The sequence below is a fragment of the Ktedonobacter sp. SOSP1-52 genome, from assembly GCF_016587395.1.
The window spans coordinates 680,805-701,868 of record NZ_BNJH01000006.1 but is presented as its reverse complement, the minus strand read 5'-3'; the positions used below and the strand labels follow the sequence as shown (position 1 = coordinate 701,868).

Sequence of the window (21,064 nt, the reverse complement as noted above, 5' to 3'; positions counted from 1 at the left end):
GAATGAAACAGACTGTAATTCCTGGTCGGACTAATAAGAGGTTCTTGGCCTCGGCTTGGTTCTTCCCTGCATATTTACCTTTAAGGGCTCCTGCTCGGCCTTGGAAAACTGATACACCCACATACTTGTGCCAATCGTCTGTATGGTCGTTATTCCAGCCAATAACGTTCGTTCTCCACTCATTGCATACCCGAACAGGAGCGCGAGAAAATCAATCGGTTCATAGCTGCCGAAGCGTCCACGTACGAATTGGATGTGATGCGCAAAGGCTTCTAGGAGTCCTTTCGTGGTAAGGTGCTGGGACAGCATGACGACTTCGGCGAACCATGCAGGGATAGAAGGGCGATCCCGAGGTGTGGTTTGAACTTCTATGCTCGCGTTCGGTATCATACCCAAAGAGACCTTCTCATCAGAGCGTGTTTTGTTGTTTTCTCATGAAAAGGTCTCTTCCTCGTTCCACTGCTAGCTTGCTGCCAGTTCGTTGCGCATCCGTGGGGAGAACCAAGATATGCGAGAGAAACTTGTATGTTTCAATACTCTCAGGTACACTTCCTCTCGGAGGGACAAACCCACATAGTAGGCAAGAGAAACAGTGTTTGATATGTTATGTGTGTTGTTTCTTTTTTGTTAGGATGAGAAAATGGCAGACACCCCTACATTGTACGATTGGCTCCAGGCAAGGCACAATCAATGGAATACACCGGCCGGCTTGATAAATAAATACGTACGCCAGGCAACAGGGAGTGCCATTGCGCAAGCAAGCCGCGTTGTTCTTGGCCTGGACAACGAAGTTTATGATGTAACAACTGTCAACCATCACCAGCTTATTGTCAGAATTTCGCGCAAAGAGAATCATCGTTTCGAGGCTGAACACTGGGCGCTGAATGCCGCACGTCTTGCCGGTGTACCAACCCCCCACGTGCTGTTAATCGAGCAGGCAGAATATGACGATATGACCGTCATGTTCTGCATCGAAGAAAAGGTTCCAGGCAAACCACTTGACGTCCTTCTCAAAGAAGAGATCACGAGCGACGTGAGCAAGGCTATTAACCAAATCGGGGAGATCCTCGGCAGGTTGCATAGCGTAAGAATCGACGGCTTCGGCTACCTCCAGCCTGACACAAAAGGCCAGCAAACATCTTTTGCTGAAATCATGCTGATGGCAAATGAACGAGAGGCTGAGCTATATGAGGCGGCTTCGCTCTTCTGGAATGTCCCGGCACAGAAGATCATGACTTCCCTGGAGGTGTTGGACACGCATCGCGAATTGTACGAGTTTCATACGCCGGTCCTCGTGCATGGCGATTTTGGGCCGCAACATATCCTCGTAGAAGACGATCACATCAGCGGCGTCATCGACATGCAGGATTGTTCCGGGAACCACCCAGTCATCGATTTTGTCAACTGGGATGCGTATTACAGCAAACTCGTACCAACAAGCAAGCTTGTAGCCTCATACGGGAACCAGGGGGTATTTACAGAGAGCTATGACACCCTTTTTCACCTTGTCTTGCTCCGAGAAGCGCTGATTATGCTCATGGTGAATGCTGCGCGTCAGAACCCACATGGAGTCCAAGGCTTTATCACTGAGATGGAACGTGCTTTGAAGTATTTCGCCAATTCTCGTTAACACTGCTAGGACGAGTCACTAATGTTCCACTTCTCAAGTGACCTGTAACATGTAAGCGGAAGCGAAAAGAATTGCTCGGTGTGGCTATTTCACATTTTTTTACAGGCTCTAAGAAGTTGTTCGTCAGGGTCATCTTCGGTGAACGTTGGCGTCATTGAATCAATGTGTTAAGCTACATCTGCCATATATTGGCGTATGAGACTGTCCTGATCTGAGCGGTTTGATTCAATAGCAATCCGAGCTCGATCCGCTTGTGAGAAAGGTTGCAGGAGTGGGAAATGGTGTACGATGCAATCATTGTTGGCGCTCGCTGCGCGGGATCATCTCTGGCCCTTCTGCTAGCACGCAAAGGGTATCGCGTCTTGCTGCTCGATAAAGCCAGTTTTCCTAGCGACACCCTTTCCAGCCACTTTATTCATCCACGTGGACTCGTCTATCTTCAACGTTGGGGAGTTTTGGATACACTACTTGCTACGGGTTGTCCTCCAGTACATGAAATCTCTCTCGACACGGGGCGCTTCACCCTCTCTTCGACGGTTCTGCCTCTAGAGGGCATTAACTTTGGCCTTGCTCCTCGTAGATACATTCTTGACACATTGTTAGCCCAAAAGGCGTTTGAGGCAGGTGCTGAGCTACGAGAGGCGTTTAGAGTTCAGGACGTGACGAGAAATGGAACCCATATCACCGGCATAAAGGGTCGCACAACAACAGGCACACCTGTGACCGAGAAGGCCAGGCTTGTCATCGGTGCCGACGGGCTACACTCCCTGATTGCACGCGTGGTTGAGGCACCAATCTATCATAGATATCCAGCGTTGACATGTATCTATTATGCTTACTGGAGTGGGATAGAGGCCGATGCCACCTCTCTCCACTCGCGCCCGCAGTGCGTATTTTTGTCCTTTCCCACACATGATGGGCTTGCGCTCATAAGTGTCACCTGGCCACGTCGCCATTTCCCCAAAGTGCGTGCCTCGATTGAGAGCCACTTTCTTGAAGCACTTGCGCTTGCTCCAGCTTTTGCGGACTGCGTCCATCAAGGAAAACAAGAACAACGCTTTATGGGTACTGGCAACACGGCCAACTTCTTTAGAAAGCCCTATGGCCCGGGCTGGGCATTATTGGGAGATGCTGGCTATCATAAAGATCCACTTCTTGGGCATGGCATAGCCGATGCCTTCGCGGACGCGGAACGGCTAGCCCAGGCCATTGAGAGCAGTTATACAGGTCAACAACCTCTAGAAGGGGCTTTAGCTGAGTATGAGCAGCAACGCAACAGGGAGGCCCTTCCCCTCTATGAGCTAACCGTTCAACTTGCAACCCTGAATCTCACACCCGAAATACAACAGATACAGGAGGCACTACAGGGAAATCCAGAAGCAACTCAGCTCTTCTTTGCAGTCCTGGAAGGCACTATTCCTGCTGCAACCTTCTTCGCACCCGAACACATCCAGGCTCTTCTTACCGGGACACAAACGAAATTGAGCAGGCCTGAAGTAGTCAGCTAGCGTCAAAGCAAGCACACCAGTGTCCTCACGGGAGGAAATGAAAAATGGCAACCGTAGTATTTTTAAATTTGCCTGCGCAGGGACATATCAATCCTACTCTTCCACTCGTTACTGAACTGGTCCATCATGGTGAACAGGTCATCTACTATACAAGTGATGAGTTTCAAGCAGCAATTGAGCAGACTGGAGCGATATACCGTTCTTATGGCAAAACTTTTCCACTCGACCTGGTACACAATCAGTATAAGTTTGAACATCATCCCTTGCTAGCAGTTGAAACGCTTTTGGAGACAAGTCTCTGGGTGCTGGCGCACTTGCAAGCAGAGATACAAGCCTCTTGCCCAGATTACCTCATTTATGACGCGTGCTGCCTCTGGGGCAACTTCCTGGCACAACTTTTACATCTACCAGCCATCTCCTCGCTTTCAACCATGGCGGCCAATCAACGTATCCTGAACGAAATACTCGCTTCCATTCATGAGAACATCACGCAGGCGCCGTCCAGAGAATATGAATATCTTCAGCGATGCCTGATCCTACTCACTATCCTATGCGAACGCTATCACCTCAAGCCTCCTCAAGACATTTTTGCCATATTCCACAATTATGGAGACCTGACCCTTGTCTATACCTCCAGAGCATTTCAACTCGACGCAGACTCCTTCGACGAAGGCCACTTTAAATTCGTTGGGCCCCTCATTACATCACGCTCTCAGGCTCCCCTATTCCCTTTCACAAGGCTAAGCAGGCAGCCACTCATCTATATTTCGCTAGGAACCATGTACAGTGACCGTGCCGCCTTCTTTCACACATGCCTCGAGGCTTTAGCTGAGAGCCCCTGGCAAATAGTCATGGCCACTGGTCATAACCTTGATCCTGCCTCATTAGAACCACTGCCTTCTAATATCATTGTGGAGAAATTTGTGCCACAACTCGATGTACTCCTACGGAGTGCGCTATTTATTACCCACGGTGGCATGAACAGTATTAGCGAGGCGTTGTATTATCATGTGCCGATGGTAGTTATCCCCCAAAGTATGGACCAGCCATGGAACGCGGCACGTGTCGCTGAACTGGGAGCTGGCACGATGCTTACCAATGCCCAGGTCACACCCGAGAGCTTACACCGCAACGTCGAAGAAATTCTAGCTAATCCCAGCTTCACAAGAGCAGCCACATCTATAGGAGAATCGCTTCGCCAGGCAGGAGGCGTGCAAAGAGCCATAACTGAGATTCTGGCCTTTAAACGTGCAAGGAACATTCCCTAACAAACTTTTGAGACCATGACTTTCGACATACTGCGAAATATGTCTTTCCATCCTTCCTCTCAATCACTGTATAAAGCTATACTTATCTCGATCCCGACAATACAAAAATCTTCAATGTGCAAGGAGCACTCATATATGGAAGAAGCACTCAAAACGTCATTAGAGACCTGGACTGGGAGCTCATCACAAAATGGTATAGAGGTTGAGGCGCAGCATCTAGACAAGACCTTTGGCAAGCATCACGCGGTCAAAGATGTCTCGTTCACCATCGGCAAAGGTGAGATCTTCGGCCTGCTGGGTCCCAACGGAGCAGGCAAAAGCACCACCATCAATATGCTCTGTGGCTACCTCGAGCCAACCTCTGGCGAGGTTCTTATCGACGGCCACGCTATTACCAAAGAAACACGAAAAGTAAAGCGTATGCTTGGTGTCGTGCCTCAAGAGATAGCTCTCTATAAAGACCTCACAGCCTTAGAGAATCTGCATTTCTTCGGCGAGATTTACGGTCTCTCCTCACAGCAATGCCGACAGCGTGCCGATGATCTACTGCGCTTCGTCGAACTCTACGAGAGGCGCAAAGACCCGGTAAAGACCTTCTCCGGCGGCATGCAACGCCGAATCAATATCGCCATCTCGCTCATGCACACACCAGCCTTCTTGATGCTGGATGAACCAACCGTGGGCGTTGATCCCCAATCTCGGGAACACATCTTCGCCCTCATTGAACACCTGCGCGACCAGGGAACAACTATTCTCTATACCACCCACTATATGGAAGAGGCCGAGCGGCTCTGTAACCGCATCGCCATTATAGATGAAGGCCAGATCATCGCCCTGGGCACACTAGAAGAACTCCTGGCCTTGCGCCAGCAGAACCGCGAGATACAGCGGCCCCATGGACTCCAGGAATTGTTCATCCAGCTCACAGGAAAAACTCTGCGCGACTAAACATTATGGAAGAGGGAAAGCATGAAAACGCTCTGGTCCATTGCCAAAAAAGACCTCTTACAGGTCATGAAAGATAAAGGTTCTCTGGTGCTCCTGCTCCTGGTCCCCCTGGTCCTCATCACGGCGGTCGGGCTTGCATTTGGCAATCTCTATGGTAATAGCTCTACCCAGACTACGATTAGAGTAGCCGTAAGCAACCAGGAGACTACCTCTGACGCCTATCTTGGTAAAACGATTGCAAACGCGCTCAAAATCAATACATCTCAACTCCAGATCACTGTCAATGAGTATCACACTTCAGCTCAAGTTATTGACCAGGTCAAGGCCTCAAGTGATGCAGCAGATGTTGGTATCGTCATTCCAGCCGGGGCGAGCCAGGCCTTGCTGAGCACCACACCTCAGCATATCGATGCTACAAAGCAAGTCCAATTCTATACTCTGCCCAACAACAACGATGCGCGTATTACGCTAGTACGTAACATCGTCAATGAGGTTGTACAGGCTCAACTCACAGGAAATGCAGCTGTAAGCCAGGTCTACACAGTATGCAATCAGCCTGGCAACCACTGCGCACCAGGCACTATTCATCCCACGAGCATCGCTGCAACGGTTGTCCAGGCAAGCCAGGGAAGCGATCAGGCTGTTCAAACGCTCTCAGCGGGTGAAGCCATCAAAGTGAGCGCATTCGATCAGTTGGTACCTGGATATGCCGTCTTCTTCGCGCTCTTTGGCCTCAATGCTGTGGCGGCAACCATCTTGCAGGAGAAAGAGGATGGCACCTTCCGCCGCCTGCTGGTCGCTCCAATTCAGAAGTATGCTCTGCTGGGCGGCAAGTTGCTGGCACAGTTTCTCCTGACTCTGGCCCAGCTCGTGGTGCTCTTTGCGATTGGCTACTTTGTATTCAAAATGCATATTGGCTCCTGGCCTTCGGTCATCCTCTTACTAATCAGTACCAGTTTCGCGATGACGGGCCTGGGAACACTGCTCGTATCACTGGTACGTACCCGCCGCCAGATCAACCCGATTGTCAGCCTGGTAACTCTGGTAACCTCCGCGATTGGCGGTGCCTGGTGGCCCCTCTTCATCGAACCCAGATGGATGCAGCAAATCGCCAAGCTCGGCATTACGGCCTGGGCCATGGAGGGGCTGAACGGGACCATGATCTTCGGCAAAGGCTTTATGGACATCCTTCCAGATATTCTGGGCCTGCTCGCCTATGGCGCGATATGCTTTATTATCGCTTTGCGCTTCTTCCGCTTCCAGGAGAAGGCCGCAACTGCTTAGGGCAGAAGGTTTCGCGCCTGCAGCGCTCATAAGGTAGTGGGTGTGTGCGTGGAAAAATGGCGTTGCCATTTTTCCACGCACACACCCACTACCCCGAAGGCGAACTTGTGAGCCGAGGCAGGATCATTTGACAAGGGCTGGGTTTGCGCCATAATAAAGGAAAAACCACAACATTGGATTGCCGGGAGGAGAGCAGGCATGACTGAGACGATTCGTATCTTGCTTTGTGAAGACCAGACGCTCATGCGCCAGGGACTACGCACTATTCTTGAGTTGGAGCCTGGCATACAGGTCGTCGGAGAGGCCCGTGATGGCGAAGAAGCGGTCAGACAATATGCGTCACTACGCCAGCAGGACAAGGAGCCTGACGTGGTCTTGATGGATATTGAGATGCCACGCATGAATGGGGTCCTGGCAACCGCCGCCATCGTCCAGAGTAATCCCCAGGCCCGCATCATCATCCTGACAACCTTTGACTACGAGGACTATGTCTTCGATGCCGTCAAAGCCGGGGCCATGGGCTACCTCCTCAAGGATGTTCCCGCCAACGAACTGATGGCTACGATTCGCCAGGTCTATGCAGGTATGCCCTCGATTCAGCCCAAGATCGCTAGCAAGCTCCTCGTTGAGTTCGGGCGCAAAGAGCGCAATCCACGCCCGGTACAAGAAGAGGCGCTGAGTCCGCGCGAGATAGAGATCCTCAAACTCCTGGCCGAAGGAGCCAGCAACCGCAAGATCGCGGAGCAGCTTGTCCTGGCCGAGGGGACCGTCAAAAATCATGTCTCGAATATCCTGAGCAAGCTCCACACCAGGAACCGCACCCAGGCCGCTCACCTTGCACGTGAACGCAAATTGCTCTAACTCGGTTAAAACATCAAAAAGGGGTGAGGTATACAAATGCAAAGGAAAACAACATTGAGCATTGATATAGCCAGGGATGACGCGCGTTTTCAACGGAACTTCAGCCGTGTGCTGATTGGTTTTGCGATCTTCACATTTTTCTTCCTCACCACACTCACCTATACTATTTTGAAGGCCACGCCAATCTACATGCACGATTGGCGTGGCATAACCTGCATCCTACTCATGATACTCGCTTTCTCGCTTTACATCTTTCCAATTCTGGCGTCACTCGGTATACTTCCATTCGATTGGGACTGGCCACCACCTTTATCGTATACTGTGCTCATTTGGGGAAGCTTTTATCTCGTTGTGTTTCTACTCACCCGGATCGATCAAAGCTTTTTTCTGAGCTTATATATTCTTTTTGGGCTAAGCTTCAGCCTGTTTACGTCGCGACGCTTGTTTCTCGCCATTGGTATTATGGCTCTCACGAGCTTTACGTATGAGGGATTGCTCACTTGGCCGCTCAAGCAAATTGCGCTCTTCAGTATCACAAGCCAGTGTTTGGCCTTCTTTAGCGTCACAGGCTTTAGCATCCTTATTCAGAATCTTATCGCCGAACGCTTTGAACGTAATCATCTTTTTCAACAACTGCAACTTGCAAATACCGATTTAGAGGAGGCGCATCGCCAGTTAGCGCAGTCAGTAGAGCAGGAACAGGAGCTGGCTATCCTGCGCGAGCGCACACGGCTGGCACGCGAGATGCATGATACGCTGGGCCATGCCCTCGTGCTTATCACAGTCAAGCTGGAGGCGGCCCAACGGCTCCGCGAGCGTGATCCCGAGCGCTGCGACCAGGAATTAGAGTCTACCAAAGAGATCACGCGTGAGAGCATGGCCGCGCTGCGAGCCTCCATCGCGAACCTGCGCACGCCTGCCTTACAGCATAAGGGCATCCAGCAACCACTCATCCGCTCACTCGATGAACTGGGGCAACGCGCTGGCCTGGATGTTAGCCACATCTATCAGGGAGAACTTGAGAATCTGGCAGATCCATTGAAAGAGACACTCTGGAAAGTAAGCCAGGAGGCATTCGCCAATATTGAGAAGCACGCCCACGCCCAGCACGTGACGCTCTCCCTCAGACAAGAAGAAGGGAACCTCATCTTGACCATCCAGGATGACGGCATCGGGCTACCAACGGCCTCTTGCCAGCATCAAGAGGATGGTAGTCTGGCATGCCACAGTCCAGAAGGCCACTATGGCCTACGGGGCATGCTCGAACGCGTCGAGGGCATCGGAGGCCGCCTCTCACTCCGCTCTGGCGAGAAACAGGGCACAACCATTGAAGTCACACTCCCACTTTTAAATTAGCAGCGTCGGTCCACAAAAAGAGGCATCCCGGATGGTATATCCGAGATGCCTCTTTGCCTGTCCTCTGTGAGGACTAGCGTTCCGACTTACTTGTACGAATTGGTGTTGGCACAAGAAGAATCGTTGGTCTTGTAGATGTTCGCCCAGTCATCTGGTGGGGTCATGTTCTGCGCGTTGTCTACCCAACCCTTCACGCAGGGCTTGAGCACATAGCTGACCGCTGACTGGTAAGTCGGCGCCCAGGCAACATCATTGATGAGCTTCTGCTCAATCTGGTTGTACTGTGCCATGCGGCTGGTCTGGTCGACAATGGTATTGGCTTTGACCATCGCGTCCTGGTTAGCCTGCTGCTCCACAGCGGTTTTGTTGCTGCCCAGGCCATAGTTGACCTGGTTGTTGGCCGAACCCTTGCCAAAGAGCAAGTCGGTCCAGTCCTGGGGATCGGGATAGTCCGCAACCCAGCCCGCACTCCAGATCTGGAGGCCTTTGGCGCTGCCAACGGTCTGCGCCTCGTCGTCGAGAAGCTTGTTAAAGTCCTCGTCGTTGATGGTGACATTGACACCCAGGGCATCTTTCCACTGCTGCTGCACATACTGGAACTCGTTTTTGGCGGCGGCTGAACCACTGGTGGCAACCGTCAGAGAGACCTGCGGGAAGTTAGCGGTGGTGTAACCCTCTTCCTGCATACCTTCCTGGAACAGCTGCTTCGCTAGCGTCTTATCGCCCTTGGTGCTTGACACACCAGCAGGGCCAGTCAGATTCTGGTTATAACCCGGCATGCCCTGAGGAACGATATGGTTGGTTGGCGCCACGCGATCTTTGTAGATGCTATGGGCAAGCGTATCGCGGTCGATAGAAAGCGCGAAGGCCTGGCGGATCTTGATATTATTGAAGGGTTTGGCCAGGTAATTCATGCCATAGTAGTAGATGGCCAGGATGGGCGACTGGTGGTACTGCTGATTAGGCATGGCGCGTGCCTCATCCAGGTTGGGTCCGGGAACACCCGAGAGATCGACCTGGTTGGATTTATACGCCTTGTAGACCGTCTGGGCGTCTTTATAGAAGGGGAAGACAACCTTCTTCAGCTGTGGCTTGGCATTATAATAGTTCTCATTAGGTACAAAGCTGATCTGCTGACCGCTAATATGCTTCTCCAGCTTGAAGGGGCCAGAGGCGCCACCTTCGCTCAGGTGATCAGTCCATTTCTGATCGCCATATTTCTCGACGAAGCTCTTCTCCACAACGTAGGAGGTTGGATAAGTCAGCGCGTCCAGGAAATACTGAGCCTTCTGGTTGGTCACGATCTTCACAGTTGTGGGATCGGGAGCAAAGAGGCTATCGCCGATCAGGGTAGGCACCTTGCCAGCAAAGCGCTTATCCGAATCTTTGACCAGGGCCAGATACGAAGGCGCAACCGTCGACTTCAGCTCAGGCTTGAGCGCGCGGTCAATGCTATAGACCACGTCGTCAGCGGTGATGGGATTACCATCGCTAAATTTAGTGCCCTGGCGCAGCTTGAAGGTCCAGGTCACGCCATCGGAGGCAACGGAATAGGACTCAGCCAGCTGAGGCTTGACCTTGAGGTTATCGTCCAACTGTACAAGGCCCGTGAACATCATCTGAATAGCTTGTGCAGATGCAGTATCGGTAGAGAGACCCGGGTCCAGGGTTGCGACATCAGATATGCCTCTTTGTGGATAGACAAAGATCTGCTTATCATCAGAGAGTTTAGTGCCTGCACTCGAACTACCTGTACTACCGCCACAGGCAGAGATGAGCAGCGCAAGCAAAACAAACAGAGCGGGTAGGAAGCGGCCATCCACTCGCTTGCGAGAAAACATAAGTCATTACTCCTTGTTTTAGAAACGCGAAAAACCTTTGCTCACTTATATTTTATAAATAGAAGCAGAACAAAAAAACTATAAAGCACAATGAGCAATTATGCTCGATGGAAGGTGTCATAGTTTGATAGCGTCGGAGCTAAGAAGACTATGCTTATGTCTATCTTCGATGAATTGACAGCAAGCATCAATCAACATATATAGATATCTCAAAGAAGTTTGCCCTGACAAATCTATAGCCTGATAAGCGATAGAAATAGAGCGCCTTCTTGTGACCTCTGTAATATACTACGTAACCTCAATAAAAAATCTCACAGTGAATTGCTGTATTTTAAAAAACTCGCAAATTCTTGCAAATCCACTCAACAATAATGCAAAAATAAAGCGTGTCTGATCGTTAACTTTCTTAATTAAATCGACTAAACGTACTCATTCTTCAGGGAAGCCTTCTCGCCTGCGGCGCACATCACCCCTTACTCTCATAAGGGAGTGGAAAATTAGTGTGAGTGGCGGTATGATGAAAGAAGTAACCTCGCTTAAAGACGCAATGTGCAAGAGAGAGCGCCGCAGACGCGAGGTATCACAAAAATCCCAGGCGAAAGGAACCCTCTATTTATGAGCGTTAAGCAACTTCTTCTCCCGGTGGCCGCTGAACACTTTCAGGTGCGACCCGATATTACCTTCTTGAACCATGGCAGCTTTGGCGCATGTCCTCGCCCCGTCTTCGCGACCTATCAGCAGTGGCAAAGCGCTTTGGAGGCAGACCCCGTTGAGTTTCTGGGTCGGCGCATAGATGATCTATTGCGCGAAGCCCGCCTACCCCTGGCTGCTTACCTGGGAACACAGGCCGATCACCTGGTCTTTGTGCCCAATACAACGGCAGGCGTCAATATCGTCGCGCGCTCGCTTCAGCTTGGACCTGGAGATGAGGTGCTGGCCACCGATCACGAGTATGGAGCTTCAGACCGTACCTGGCGCTTTCTCTGCACCCAGAGAGGAATGAGTTATATCAATCAGCCAATCCCCCTCCCGCTCGAGAGCGAAGAGGAGATGGTTGAGCAGTTCTGGCAGAGAGTAACACCTCGTACAAAGGTGATCTTCATCAGCCACATCACCTCGCCCACGGCGCTGATCTTCCCCGTGGCAAAGATCTGTCAGCGCGCCCGTGAGGCTGGTATCCTTACCGTCATTGATGGAGCACACGCGCCGGGACAGATTCCCCTGAACCTCGAAGAGATCGGCGCGGACTTCTACATTGGCAACTGCCATAAATGGCTCTGCGCGCCCAAGGGGTCCGCGTTCCTCTATGCCTCGCCCGAGCACCAGTCCCTCCTGCAACCTCTAATCGTCAGCTGGGGCTACGAAAGCCTGAAACCTGGCATCTCAAGCTTTCAGGATTATTTTGGCTGGGTTGGCACGGATGATCCTGCGGCCTTCCTTAGCGTTCCCGCCGCCATCGCCTTTCAGCAAGAGCACAACTGGGACGCCGTACGCGCCGCCTGTCATGAGCTAGCGGCCTCGGCGCGCAAGGAGATTGCTTCCCTGCTTGGCACCCAGCTTATCTGTTCTGAGAACTGGTTGGGTCAGATGTGTACCATCCAGGTGCCCGATGGCGATCCCCTGGCGCTACAACGCACCCTGCGCGAGACATGGCACATCGAGATGCCCGTCGTCATCTGGAATAACCATCGCTATATTCGCCTCTCCATCCAGGGCTACAACAGCCACGCCGATGTCGAGCGCCTCCTGACTGCCCTCCACACCATTTTTGTGCAGTAAATTGTAGGGTCCAGGCTAGCCTGGACCCTACAATTGTTCAGGCCTACGCTTAAGCGAGCAGGGTGGTATCCAGTTCGGGATAGAGGGGATACTGTGAGAGCAGTTCATCGACACGCTTGCGCGCCACGGCCTGCACATTCTCATCCAGGACGTACTTGGCGAGGCTGGCCTTGCCACTGGCGGTCACACTGGGCTTGGTGTGTGACAGCACATATTTGATAATGCTCGCGATCTCGCGCATCTCTGTACCCCCCATGCCCAGCGTGGTCAGGGCTGGCGTACCTAGACGCAAACCACTGGTATACCAGGGGCCATTGACATCAAAGGGCAGCGAGTTGCGATTGAGCGTGATCTGGCAATCCCGGAGTGCCGCCTCAGCCTGGCGGCCCGTAATACCAAAGCTCTGCGCCACATTGAGGAGCAGCAGGTGATTGTCGGTGCCACCGGTAGGTACCTGGAGACCCTCATCGATGCATGCCTGGGCCAGGGCCTGGGAGTTCTCGACAATGGCATGCGCATAAGTCTCAAACTCTGGCTGGCTTGCCTCGCGGAAGGCGACTGCCTTGGCGGCCAGTACATGCGGGAGCGGACCGCCCAGGATCGCGGGGCAGCCCTTGTCGACCCACTCGGCGAACTCTTGCTTACACAGCACCAGGCCACCACGCGGGCCACGCAAGGTCTTATGCGTGGTACTGGTCACAACATGCGCGTAGGGAATGGGATTGTACTCGCCGGTAAAGACCTTGCCCGCCACCAGGCCCGCGAAGTGTGCCATGTCTACCATCAGGATCGCGCCCACCTCGTCGGCCATCTCGCGCATCTTGGCGAAGTTCAACTTGCGTGGATAAGCGCTGTAGCCTGCCAGCAGGATCAGTGGACGCACCTCGTGTAGCTGCTTGCGCAACTGGTCCAGGTCAATCAGGCCGCTATCTTGATCGACGGTGTAAGAATAGACATCGAAGAGCGTGCTGGAGACGTTATGCCGGTAGCCATGCGTCAGGTGCCCTCCAGAGTAGTAATCGAGCGCGAGCAGGCGCTGATTCTGCACGGTAGCTCGCACCTTATTCCAGTCCTCGCGGGAGACCGTGGAGATATTCTCGATATTCAGGCTTTCAAGCAAGGGCTTCTGGGCTTTGCTTGAGAGGATGGCCAGGAAGGCCACCAGGTTGGCGTCAGCACCCGAATGAGGCTGGACATAGGCATGCTCAGCACCAAAGAGCGAACACGCCAGTTCTACCGCCTCGGCCTCAATGGCGTCGACATTATCACAGCCAGCATAGAAACGATGGTAAGGGTGCCCTTCAGCATACTTATCGGTCAAGAGGTTGCCCATAGCAAACTGCGTCGCCAGAGAGCTATAGTTCTCACTAGCGATTAACTTCAGGTTCTGGCGCTGATCCTGTAGCTCCTTTATGATGGATGCTGCGATGGTCGGCGAGACACTGTTGACCTGGTCGAGCGAGGCATAAAAAGCCGCGGCAGCTGAGTTGGGGATGGCTCCATTGAGCGCTTGCAGGTAGCGGACAAGAAACGTGGTGGGCGTTGCATTGATCGTCATAAATAGGTGCTCCTCCCTTTGCTATCGAGACATAACATAGGTGAAGCAGCCCAGGCGAGCGACTGTCTACTGCTTATTCCCAGGCTCCCTTGTGGTTCTTCCACTCTTATCGCCAGTTACCAGGGAACAGGAGATATTCTCCGTGCCTAACTATACCAGTCTGCATCATCTGCGTCAAGAATTTCTCGGAAAACGACCATACTCTCTTAAAGCATGGCTAATGGTAGGGTGAACCAGAACGTCGAACACTCTCCTGGCTGGCTATAGACTCCTACCTGTCCCTCATGACTCTCAATGATCTCTCGGCAGATAAAGAGGCCCAGTCCCAGGCCTGTGCCAGAACCATACTGCACCTCGACGCCGGGCACGCGATAAAAGCGTTTCCAAACCTGCGCCTGCGCCTCTGGGGTAAGACCCGGCCCATGATCACGTACAGATACTCTCGCGCATGTCTCCTCTTTGGCTAGCGTCACAAACACAGGCTGATGAGCCTCTGAGTATTTAAGCGCATTGGTCAGATAGTTGAGCAGCACCTGGCCAATACGATCGGCATCAGCCTCAACGAGTAGTGTGTCCTCATCTGGAAGAGTAAGCTGTATACTCCGATCAGGTGCGGCCTGTCTCGAATCTGCAACAGCATTGCGAACTATTTCCACCAGGTTACAGGGTTTCTTTACAATGATTAACTTCCTGGCCTGTATGCGTGAGGCATCCAATAGTTCACTAATCATTCGCTCCTGCACCTGCGAGCGTTGGAGCGCATAATCAAGCGGGATCTGGATACGTTCAAGCGAGGTCTGGAGTTCTCGGGAGTCTTCCTGCTGCATAAACTTCTTCAGGCGCCGCAGCGCCAACTCCACATTGCCTTTAATCGTGGTCAACGGCGTTCTCAGCTCATGGCTGGCAATAGAGATAAACTCATCATAGTGCTTATTCAGCTCTTGTAGCGCCTGTTTTTTGGCGTTCTCTGTCGCCCACGATTCGAGTAAACGCACCTGCTCGATTACCAGGGCCGTTAATTTAGCTACAGCCTTGGCCAGGGCGATCTCTTCCTCTGTGTAGGCACACTCAACGCAGGAAAATTCCTCTTCCATCTTTGCGATGATAAAAAGACCTATCAAGCGATCATGAAGCACCATGGGCGCCACCAAACGATAGCGAGCACCAAAGCTCGAGTGCGGTTTAACATACGGCTGCTTTTCCAGGTCAAGTAGAACCACTTCGTTTGCACGCAAACGAGCGATGTTTTCTGCGTTAACGTAGTCGGCAAGAGGCACCTGCTCGGTTTCTGACCGTAAGCGTTGCGTCTGCTCAAACGTCAAATTGCCTGTACCTAGTAGATGCTGTCGCTCATCAGGACCTGATAGAGCAAAGACATCTACATACCTGCAATTCACAACCTGGGCAATGACATCGGCCAGGGCCTGGCCTGCAATATGAATAGGCGAAAGGCCCTCAGCTACCTCTGTGCATGTTTTTTGCTCCTGTCCTGGGATGGAGGCCAGCCTCTCGATTAGCATCAGCAATGAGGTAAAGGCCTGGAGTGTGCGACACTCTTTCTGATGCTTTTCACTTATATCATGAAGGAGCATATACCCACCTATTAAATTCCCCTGTTGATCATAGAGTGGCGCACTGGTAAGGTAAACATGAATCTCCCCTTTAGCATATGTCTGGATTGCGGTATCGCCCTGCTGAGCGGCCAGGAACGGTTCATTTTTGAAGGCACAAGTTGGTTTATCCTGGCCTACAACAGGAAGTTGACACTCTGGCTCATGCATTTTTAATTCGTCGATAAACTGCTGATAGGTCTTTCCCAGCACCATTTCTGCTTGCACTCCAAAGAGCTGTAATGCGGCGACATTGGCATGTACGATTACACCTTGCAGTGTGTAGATCAGAACACCTTCATTCAAGGATACGAATGCCGCATTAAACAATGTATTGAGTTCCGCCTGTTCATGGCTGCTTATCAAGTCAATCACCTTCACATTCTTTGTGCCAAGCACTTTGGCCTCTTTGAAGGAAGCAAGCTTTCCAGAAAAAGTATCCCCCTTTATGGTATGCAACTATAAAAAACTGTGCTCTACATTGCCTTGCCAGATGCTAACGCAGCACGCGCCAAGCGCTGTATCGCAGGTACAACCTCCTCTATAGAGCGCGCTGGCCCGGCCAGAGTGTCAAAACACTCAAAACTAAGCAATGTGTAGAGCATATTGACGATATCCTCGTGGGTCTGAAGAGCAGGAGGACTCTGCCGCTCTTCAAAACGCTGGACGAGTACATGCAAACCCTTGCGTCGCCGCTCGTCGCGCGCCCGGATAACTTGTTCAAATTCAGGGTCGAGTGCGGCCAATCCTCGCAACCTACGCGTCACCAGGCGATCCGCCTGCCAGAAACGAGCAAAAACGACAATATATGTATCCAGGGCATCGAAGGGGTCCGCCTGGCGAAAGGCAGAGGCTAATTGCTCCATGCCACCAGAGGTCGCAAGCGAGTCACAAAGCGCTTCAAGCAGGCCCGTTTTAGAGCCAAACTGATGATAGACTGTCATCCTGGCGACGTCTGCCTGGCGCGCAACGGCGTCAATGGAGAAACCAGATATGCCTTCATCTAACATCAGTAGCTTACGCGCAGCGATGAGAATACGGTTTCGCGTCTGCTCAGTTGCGACCTGCCTCTGACCAAGACGATAAGGGCGCGGACTCATAGTTGTCTTGACACCTCTCATGTTTTCATTGTATAGTCTGCCTATCTAAATTAATTAAGCAGTCCGCCTATATAATATTCTTCACGCAAGAGAGAGTAAAGGGAGGAGTTTATCAGCATGCCACGTCCATTTCGTTTCGGTGTCGTTGCCGCATATGCTCAGTCGCATCGTGCCTGGATTGAAACTGCCCGCAAGGCCGAGACATTGGGATATGCCACGTTGCTCATACCAGACCGCGCCAATATTGGCAGTCTCGCGCCTCTCACGGCCCTGGCCACGGCCGCTGAGGCCACCACATCTCTGCATGTGGGGAGCTATGTCTTCTCCAATGAATATCGCCATCCCGTTATCCTCGCCCGAGAGGCGGCAACACTCGCCCTCCTCTCTGAGGGCCGCTTTGAGTTGGGGCTGGGAGCTGGCGTCGGAGAAGCCGAGGCCCGGCAACTAGGCATAGATTTTCCCAAGGCAGGCACACGGGTCGCGCGCCTTGAAGAGACGCTTCAGATTACCAGGCGCCTCTTTGCAGAAGAGGTCGTCAATTTTACAGGCAAGCACTATACCCTGCGTGACGTTAAGGGCTTTACCGGCCCCATGCAGCAGGGACGCCCACCCCTTCTCGTCGCGGGAGCAGGCGAACGCATGCTCAAACTGGCCGCCAGGGAGGCCGATATTATCGCCATTGGATCCAAATTTACCGGGCGTGGGCCTGATCCATCTGATGCGACCCTGGAGCAAAAATTGGCCTGGATTCGCGAGGCCGCGGGAGAGCGTTTCTCCGAGCTTGAGTTGAGCCAAACCATCTATCATATGCAGATTAGCGATAGTGTCAGCGAGCTTGCTCCATTGGCTGGAGGACCGCCCATACCTAAACAGGCGTTTACGACAGAGCAGGCTGTCGCACATCTTCTTGAGCAGCGCGAGCGCTTTGGCTTCTCGTATCTCCAGGTCTACGAAGGTCAGATGGAGAACTTCGCGCCCGTCATGGCCCTCCTCGCCGGAAAATAATGGTATAGGATGGTGTGTGCTGGCAACCTGCGGTTGCCAGCACACACCATCCTGTACCATGACCAGAAATAAAGCCTATGCCTCGGCTGGGTGCATCGTCTTGATCATGGTCGAGCGCTTTTTCACAGTGAGTATGCATCCTGCGCTCATACCCAGGAGGACACTCCCAACCATCACCAACCAGGTCGCGAGTAGGCCTGGCTTGAGCACCATCAGGTAGATACTACCTACAGCCATAGCATTCATGCCCAGAACCGAGGACCAGAGGATAGGGTCCTGTATCCTCCGTCGCAGGCTGGTGGGTACAGACCCCTCCGGCAGGGCCAGGGCCTCACGATGCAGAATCTTCAGTCGGCGCGTGTTAATCAGCGGCCCCAGGCCAGTCAGGATCAGCAATCCCGCCAACGAGGCATTGATCCAGGCTGTAGACCAGCCCCAGATCGTAAAGGTCATATGCATCCCCGCGCCCAGTGTGAGCACAAAAGAGAGGGCAAAGATGCGTAGGAGAACGGTGTGCATTCCACACCACACGCGTACCTGTTCAACGGTTCGCGAGCGCAGAATACCAATCATACTTGCTAATTGCAGGCTCATCGCGATAAACAGGCCAGTTACCCCCAGAATATGCGCAAACAAAGCATATGAATATGTGGCCATCAGTACGGTATACTCCTTCTCTAGAAGCAGTTTTTTGGCAGGGAGAGCGTACACAAAAACCCTACCCTCTCTTTAGCATAGCTAATGCACCTATAGCCGCATAGAAATGCTAAGATCACACATCAAAATATCGGCCAGGGATTATGATTCACCGGGAGTATGGCTGACCTTGTTTGCTTCCACGTGCCTGGGAGGCAGAGTCGCCCGCCAGGCTGGATAGGGGAGGCCTGCCAGGCGATTGATGACGAAGGCCTGCACCGTAAGCAGGATGACAGCTACCATCAGCAAGACAAGCTGCCAGGGCTTCGTCAAAATCCCCAGAGAGACAATCAGCGTCGTCGCCCCAGCAGGCGGGTGAGCCGTGTTACAGAGCACCATGAAGCCCGCCGTCAGGCCAAGCGAGAGGGCAGCGGCGATCACACGTGGCCACGTCACCCCCGTCGCCAGGGCCGGGCCCGCGGAGACCAGGCCTGTAATCAGCAGGCTAAAGTAGCCTGCCAGCGTTCCAATCAAATGTCCAATGATCGTATTGCGAGGAGAGGCGCTTGCCGCAGTTGGTGTATAGAAGAAGAGAAAGGCCGTGGGGCCAAGTGAGGGAAAAATAAAGGGAGAGCCTGTAAGTACCGCCAGGGCTGCCATCAGGCCAATGCTGACACACCCATTCACAAAACTAAAGAGCGCGAGCACAGCACGGTTCGAATGGTGCTGCAAGAGTACAGGGAGACGTACACGTGTAAGCAAGCCTGCGACGATATCCGCCATCTCATGGCCCGCTGGCGGCCTGGGATGCAAATGAAAGGCTGGCCGCTCCTGAGAGCGTTTCTGCTCGTTTGTCTTACGTGGCATAACATCTCCCGCGCGCTTCACGCTATTGTCTGATGGCAAAATCCTGCCTGCCGCTTAACAGGAGGTGCTTTATGGCTCTTCGATACGGCGGCGCGGCCAGAAAACGACGATCAGGGCCAGCGCGAAACCCAGCACACTCGCCAGGGCCAGCCAGGCCAGGCTCGCAACACGGCCAGAGAGCAATTCATATAACGCATCAGTCACAAGCCAGAGCTGGGCAATGACAATGATAGCAACGATAAAAACCTGACCCTGCACTATGGCGATACGCCCCTGTAAGCCAGAATAGTTAGGTCCCGGCACCCATCCGCGCGCGCCTCGTGGTGGACGCTTGACCTGGGGATCATCCGGATTTGCGACCCTGCGCGGAATATCTCGTGTATCGCGCTTACTCATCTTGCCACCTGCCTGACCGCGTAAATAGTCCCGTTTTCTATGGCGAGCTGGATAAAGGGGAGCGGGCGCGTCGGAGGGCCGGCAAGCACATTGCCAGTCACAGCGTCAAAACGGCCCTCGTGGCATGGGCAATGCAAGGTCCCATCTCCTTTATAGAGCACGGCACATGAGAGATGGGTGCAGACATCGCTATAGGCCACCAGCCCTTTACCTGGCAGGTTGATCAGGATACCTTGCTCATACTGATCAGGGAAATTGAAAACCTTCCACTGGTGCTCTTTCAGCTCACCGACCTTAGCGATTGCTACATGCTGAACGCCCGGGCCTGACGGGAGATTTCCCAGGATGGCAAGCGCGCCCGTGGCAAGGCAAAGCGCACCCGAGCCCGCCAGGAGAAAGCGCAGTGTATCGCGCCGCGTCACAATTTCATCCTCATCCCAGGGATAGGGAAACTCCTGGCGCCATTCTTCCTGCTCTTGATGAGGCTGCGGTTGCGGCTCGCTATTCGCCTCACGCACAATGTCAGGATTCAATGCTGGCGCGGTAATATTGCTCACCTTGCCCTTTTTCTCGGTCGGATCAATTTTTCGTACCATACACTTAGTCTCCCCCTGGTGGTGCTTGCTTTGCGTCAACGCCTGGCGTTACGGGAGCACGCTCAGGCTGAGGATGAGTGGATGGCCCCGGCTCAAGCGGCTGGCGAGGTGTCCAGGGCTGCGCGGGGACGGCTCGCTCTGGAATACCTGCTATCTCTGCCGGCATCCAGGACTCGGCGTTATTCTGCGCCGTTGGCGCGGGCAGGTTCGCCGATTTGCCAAAGTCGGCGGTCTCCACAAGCGCCAGAATATCCAGCTCCTGATCCTGCTCCGTCATAGTGACATAGTTGCGCGTCTGTACACGCTGATTGCCAAAGAAGAATGTGTTGATCGGTTTGGCCCCCTGCTGCGCTCGCCCTGCCGTGACCCACTCCTCATAGGTGCCATAGAAAATAGCCTGCGTCGGGCAGACCGTTGCGCACATCGGCCCCTTCCCCTGACTGGTCCGGTCGTAACAGAGATTACATTTCTGCATGTAATGGCCCGCGATATTAAATTTGGGGACGCCAAAGGGACAGGCATAACCACAGTTTTCACAATAAATGCAGCGCGTCTCGTCAGCCGACTGCACAACCCCATCGGGGCTCACCAGGATGGCCTGGGCTGGGCACACCTGAGCACAAGGCGCCAGCGGGTCTTCACAGTGCATACACAGCGTGGGTGAGGAGGCTACCGTGTTGTGCCGCTCCAGAAAATCTATGTAGATCATGCTCTCGCCCTTGTGCGTATCGCACTCACGGCAGGCCGCGACACATGAACGGCAACCGATGCAGCGTGAGGGATCAAGGAAGATTCTTTTGACCATTTCGGGCATGGCTCTC

At 53.0% G+C, this 21,064-nt stretch carries 18 protein-coding genes, 1 pseudogene and 1 riboswitch; of the genes and pseudogenes, 9 read left to right on the top strand and 10 right to left on the bottom strand.

Features of this window, described 5'->3' with window-relative positions:
- Window positions 1-30: 30 nt before the first annotated feature.
- Window positions 31-390 (bottom strand): hypothetical protein, encoded by a 360-nt coding sequence (locus tag JMJ16_RS55310; RefSeq protein WP_236602048.1) that lies wholly within the window; start codon window positions 388-390, stop codon window positions 31-33.
- Between the two features lie 250 nt (window positions 391-640).
- Between JMJ16_RS55310 and JMJ16_RS48225 the strand changes: the two genes are divergently transcribed.
- From JMJ16_RS48225 to JMJ16_RS48195, 7 genes are all read left to right on the top strand, one after another.
- The gene (locus JMJ16_RS48225) at window positions 641-1,630 is read left to right on the top strand and encodes a phosphotransferase family protein (protein ID WP_201393285.1); all 990 of its coding nucleotides are present in this window, start codon (window positions 641-643) and stop codon (window positions 1,628-1,630) included.
- Between the two features lie 278 nt (window positions 1,631-1,908).
- A complete protein-coding gene (locus JMJ16_RS48220) occupies window positions 1,909-3,138 on the top strand; it encodes an NAD(P)/FAD-dependent oxidoreductase (protein WP_201393283.1) in 1,230 nt (409 codons plus the stop codon).
- Window positions 3,139-3,182: 44 nt separating this feature from the next.
- A complete protein-coding gene (locus JMJ16_RS48215; protein WP_201393281.1) occupies window positions 3,183-4,406 on the top strand; it encodes a macrolide family glycosyltransferase in 1,224 nt (407 codons plus the stop codon).
- A 135-nt stretch (window positions 4,407-4,541) separates the two neighbouring features.
- Complete coding sequence (locus tag JMJ16_RS48210) at window positions 4,542-5,354, top strand: ABC transporter ATP-binding protein (protein WP_236602047.1); 813 nt, start codon at window positions 4,542-4,544, stop codon at window positions 5,352-5,354.
- A 21-nt stretch (window positions 5,355-5,375) separates the two neighbouring features.
- Entirely contained in the window at window positions 5,376-6,638 is a 1,263-nt protein-coding gene (locus JMJ16_RS48205) for an ABC transporter permease (protein WP_201393279.1), read from the top strand.
- A 198-nt stretch (window positions 6,639-6,836) separates the two neighbouring features.
- On the top strand, window positions 6,837-7,499 hold the full coding sequence (locus JMJ16_RS48200) for a response regulator transcription factor (RefSeq protein WP_201393277.1): 663 nt from the start codon (window positions 6,837-6,839) through the stop codon (window positions 7,497-7,499).
- Between the two features lie 54 nt (window positions 7,500-7,553).
- On the top strand, window positions 7,554-8,855 hold the full coding sequence (locus JMJ16_RS48195) for a sensor histidine kinase (protein ID WP_201393275.1): 1,302 nt from the start codon (window positions 7,554-7,556) through the stop codon (window positions 8,853-8,855).
- 86 nt (window positions 8,856-8,941) lie between these two features.
- Here the strand turns inward: JMJ16_RS48195 and JMJ16_RS48190 are convergent, their stop codons facing one another.
- Entirely contained in the window at window positions 8,942-10,696 is a 1,755-nt protein-coding gene (locus JMJ16_RS48190) for an ABC transporter substrate-binding protein (protein WP_201393273.1), read from the bottom strand.
- Window positions 10,697-11,311: 615 nt separating this feature from the next.
- Between JMJ16_RS48190 and JMJ16_RS48185 the strand changes: the two genes are divergently transcribed.
- On the top strand, window positions 11,312-12,475 hold the full coding sequence (locus JMJ16_RS48185) for an aminotransferase class V-fold PLP-dependent enzyme (RefSeq protein WP_201393271.1): 1,164 nt from the start codon (window positions 11,312-11,314) through the stop codon (window positions 12,473-12,475).
- 49 nt (window positions 12,476-12,524) lie between these two features.
- Here the strand turns inward: JMJ16_RS48185 and JMJ16_RS48180 are convergent, their stop codons facing one another.
- From JMJ16_RS48180 to JMJ16_RS48170, 3 genes are all read right to left on the bottom strand, one after another.
- Window positions 12,525-14,033, bottom strand: a complete 1,509-nt coding sequence (locus tag JMJ16_RS48180) for a glycine hydroxymethyltransferase (protein WP_201393269.1) — start codon at window positions 14,031-14,033, stop codon at window positions 12,525-12,527.
- 41 nt (window positions 14,034-14,074) lie between these two features.
- Window positions 14,075-14,163, bottom strand: a riboswitch (ZMP/ZTP riboswitch).
- A 76-nt stretch (window positions 14,164-14,239) separates the two neighbouring features.
- Window positions 14,240-16,042, bottom strand: coding sequence for an ATP-binding protein (locus tag JMJ16_RS48175; RefSeq protein WP_201393267.1), 1,803 nt, complete (start codon window positions 16,040-16,042; stop codon window positions 14,240-14,242).
- Window positions 16,043-16,119: 77 nt separating this feature from the next.
- Entirely contained in the window at window positions 16,120-16,743 is a 624-nt protein-coding gene (locus JMJ16_RS48170; protein WP_201393265.1) for a TetR/AcrR family transcriptional regulator, read from the bottom strand.
- Window positions 16,744-16,860: 117 nt separating this feature from the next.
- Here JMJ16_RS48170 and JMJ16_RS48165 point away from each other — a divergent pair, with 117 nt between their 5' ends.
- The gene (locus JMJ16_RS48165) at window positions 16,861-17,748 is read left to right on the top strand and encodes a TIGR03621 family F420-dependent LLM class oxidoreductase (protein ID WP_201393263.1); all 888 of its coding nucleotides are present in this window, start codon (window positions 16,861-16,863) and stop codon (window positions 17,746-17,748) included.
- Between the two features lie 75 nt (window positions 17,749-17,823).
- Here JMJ16_RS48165 and JMJ16_RS48160 read toward each other — a convergent pair whose 3' ends face one another.
- The 5 genes and pseudogenes from JMJ16_RS48160 to JMJ16_RS57665 form a co-directional block, all read right to left on the bottom strand.
- Window positions 17,824-18,405 (bottom strand): hypothetical protein, encoded by a 582-nt coding sequence (locus JMJ16_RS48160; protein ID WP_201393261.1) that lies wholly within the window; start codon window positions 18,403-18,405, stop codon window positions 17,824-17,826.
- Between the two features lie 141 nt (window positions 18,406-18,546).
- Entirely contained in the window at window positions 18,547-19,251 is a 705-nt protein-coding gene (locus tag JMJ16_RS48155; RefSeq protein ID WP_201393259.1) for an HPP family protein, read from the bottom strand.
- 69 nt (window positions 19,252-19,320) lie between these two features.
- Entirely contained in the window at window positions 19,321-19,647 is a 327-nt protein-coding gene (locus tag JMJ16_RS48150; RefSeq protein ID WP_201393257.1) for a hypothetical protein, read from the bottom strand.
- Window positions 19,644-20,243, bottom strand: coding sequence for a ubiquinol-cytochrome c reductase iron-sulfur subunit (locus JMJ16_RS48145; RefSeq protein ID WP_201393256.1), 600 nt, complete (start codon window positions 20,241-20,243; stop codon window positions 19,644-19,646). Before JMJ16_RS48145 ends, JMJ16_RS48150 begins: the two co-directional genes overlap by 4 nt.
- A 292-nt stretch (window positions 20,244-20,535) precedes the next feature.
- A pseudogene (locus JMJ16_RS57665) lies at window positions 20,536-21,048 on the bottom strand (4Fe-4S dicluster domain-containing protein); the annotation flags it as partial.
- Between the last annotated feature and the right edge of the window lie 16 nt (window positions 21,049-21,064).

Bases quoted from the DNA above. Each gene is read 5' to 3' on its own strand.
- JMJ16_RS48210 (WP_236602047.1), top strand. From the start codon at position 4,542: ATGGAAGAAGCACTCAAAACGTCATTAGAGACCTGGACTGGGAGCTCA.
- JMJ16_RS48150 (WP_201393257.1), bottom strand. From the start codon at position 19,647: ATGAGTAAGCGCGATACACGAGATATTCCGCGCAGGGTCGCAAATCCG.
- JMJ16_RS48170 (WP_201393265.1), bottom strand. From the start codon at position 16,743: ATGAGTCCGCGCCCTTATCGTCTTGGTCAGAGGCAGGTCGCAACTGAG.
- JMJ16_RS55310 (WP_236602048.1), bottom strand. From the start codon at position 390: ATGATACCGAACGCGAGCATAGAAGTTCAAACCACACCTCGGGATCGC.
- JMJ16_RS48145 (WP_201393256.1), bottom strand. From the start codon at position 20,243: ATGGTACGAAAAATTGATCCGACCGAGAAAAAGGGCAAGGTGAGCAAT.
- JMJ16_RS48160 (WP_201393261.1), bottom strand. From the start codon at position 18,405: ATGGCCACATATTCATATGCTTTGTTTGCGCATATTCTGGGGGTAACT.
- JMJ16_RS48185 (WP_201393271.1), top strand. From the start codon at position 11,312: ATGAGCGTTAAGCAACTTCTTCTCCCGGTGGCCGCTGAACACTTTCAG.
- JMJ16_RS48200 (WP_201393277.1), top strand. From the start codon at position 6,837: ATGACTGAGACGATTCGTATCTTGCTTTGTGAAGACCAGACGCTCATG.
- JMJ16_RS48180 (WP_201393269.1), bottom strand. From the start codon at position 14,033: ATGACGATCAATGCAACGCCCACCACGTTTCTTGTCCGCTACCTGCAA.
- JMJ16_RS48205 (WP_201393279.1), top strand. From the start codon at position 5,376: ATGAAAACGCTCTGGTCCATTGCCAAAAAAGACCTCTTACAGGTCATG.
- JMJ16_RS48165 (WP_201393263.1), top strand. From the start codon at position 16,861: ATGCCACGTCCATTTCGTTTCGGTGTCGTTGCCGCATATGCTCAGTCG.
- JMJ16_RS48155 (WP_201393259.1), bottom strand. From the start codon at position 19,251: ATGCCACGTAAGACAAACGAGCAGAAACGCTCTCAGGAGCGGCCAGCC.
- JMJ16_RS48220 (WP_201393283.1), top strand. From the start codon at position 1,909: ATGGTGTACGATGCAATCATTGTTGGCGCTCGCTGCGCGGGATCATCT.
- JMJ16_RS48190 (WP_201393273.1), bottom strand. From the start codon at position 10,696: ATGTTTTCTCGCAAGCGAGTGGATGGCCGCTTCCTACCCGCTCTGTTT.
- JMJ16_RS48215 (WP_201393281.1), top strand. From the start codon at position 3,183: ATGGCAACCGTAGTATTTTTAAATTTGCCTGCGCAGGGACATATCAAT.
- JMJ16_RS48225 (WP_201393285.1), top strand. From the start codon at position 641: ATGGCAGACACCCCTACATTGTACGATTGGCTCCAGGCAAGGCACAAT.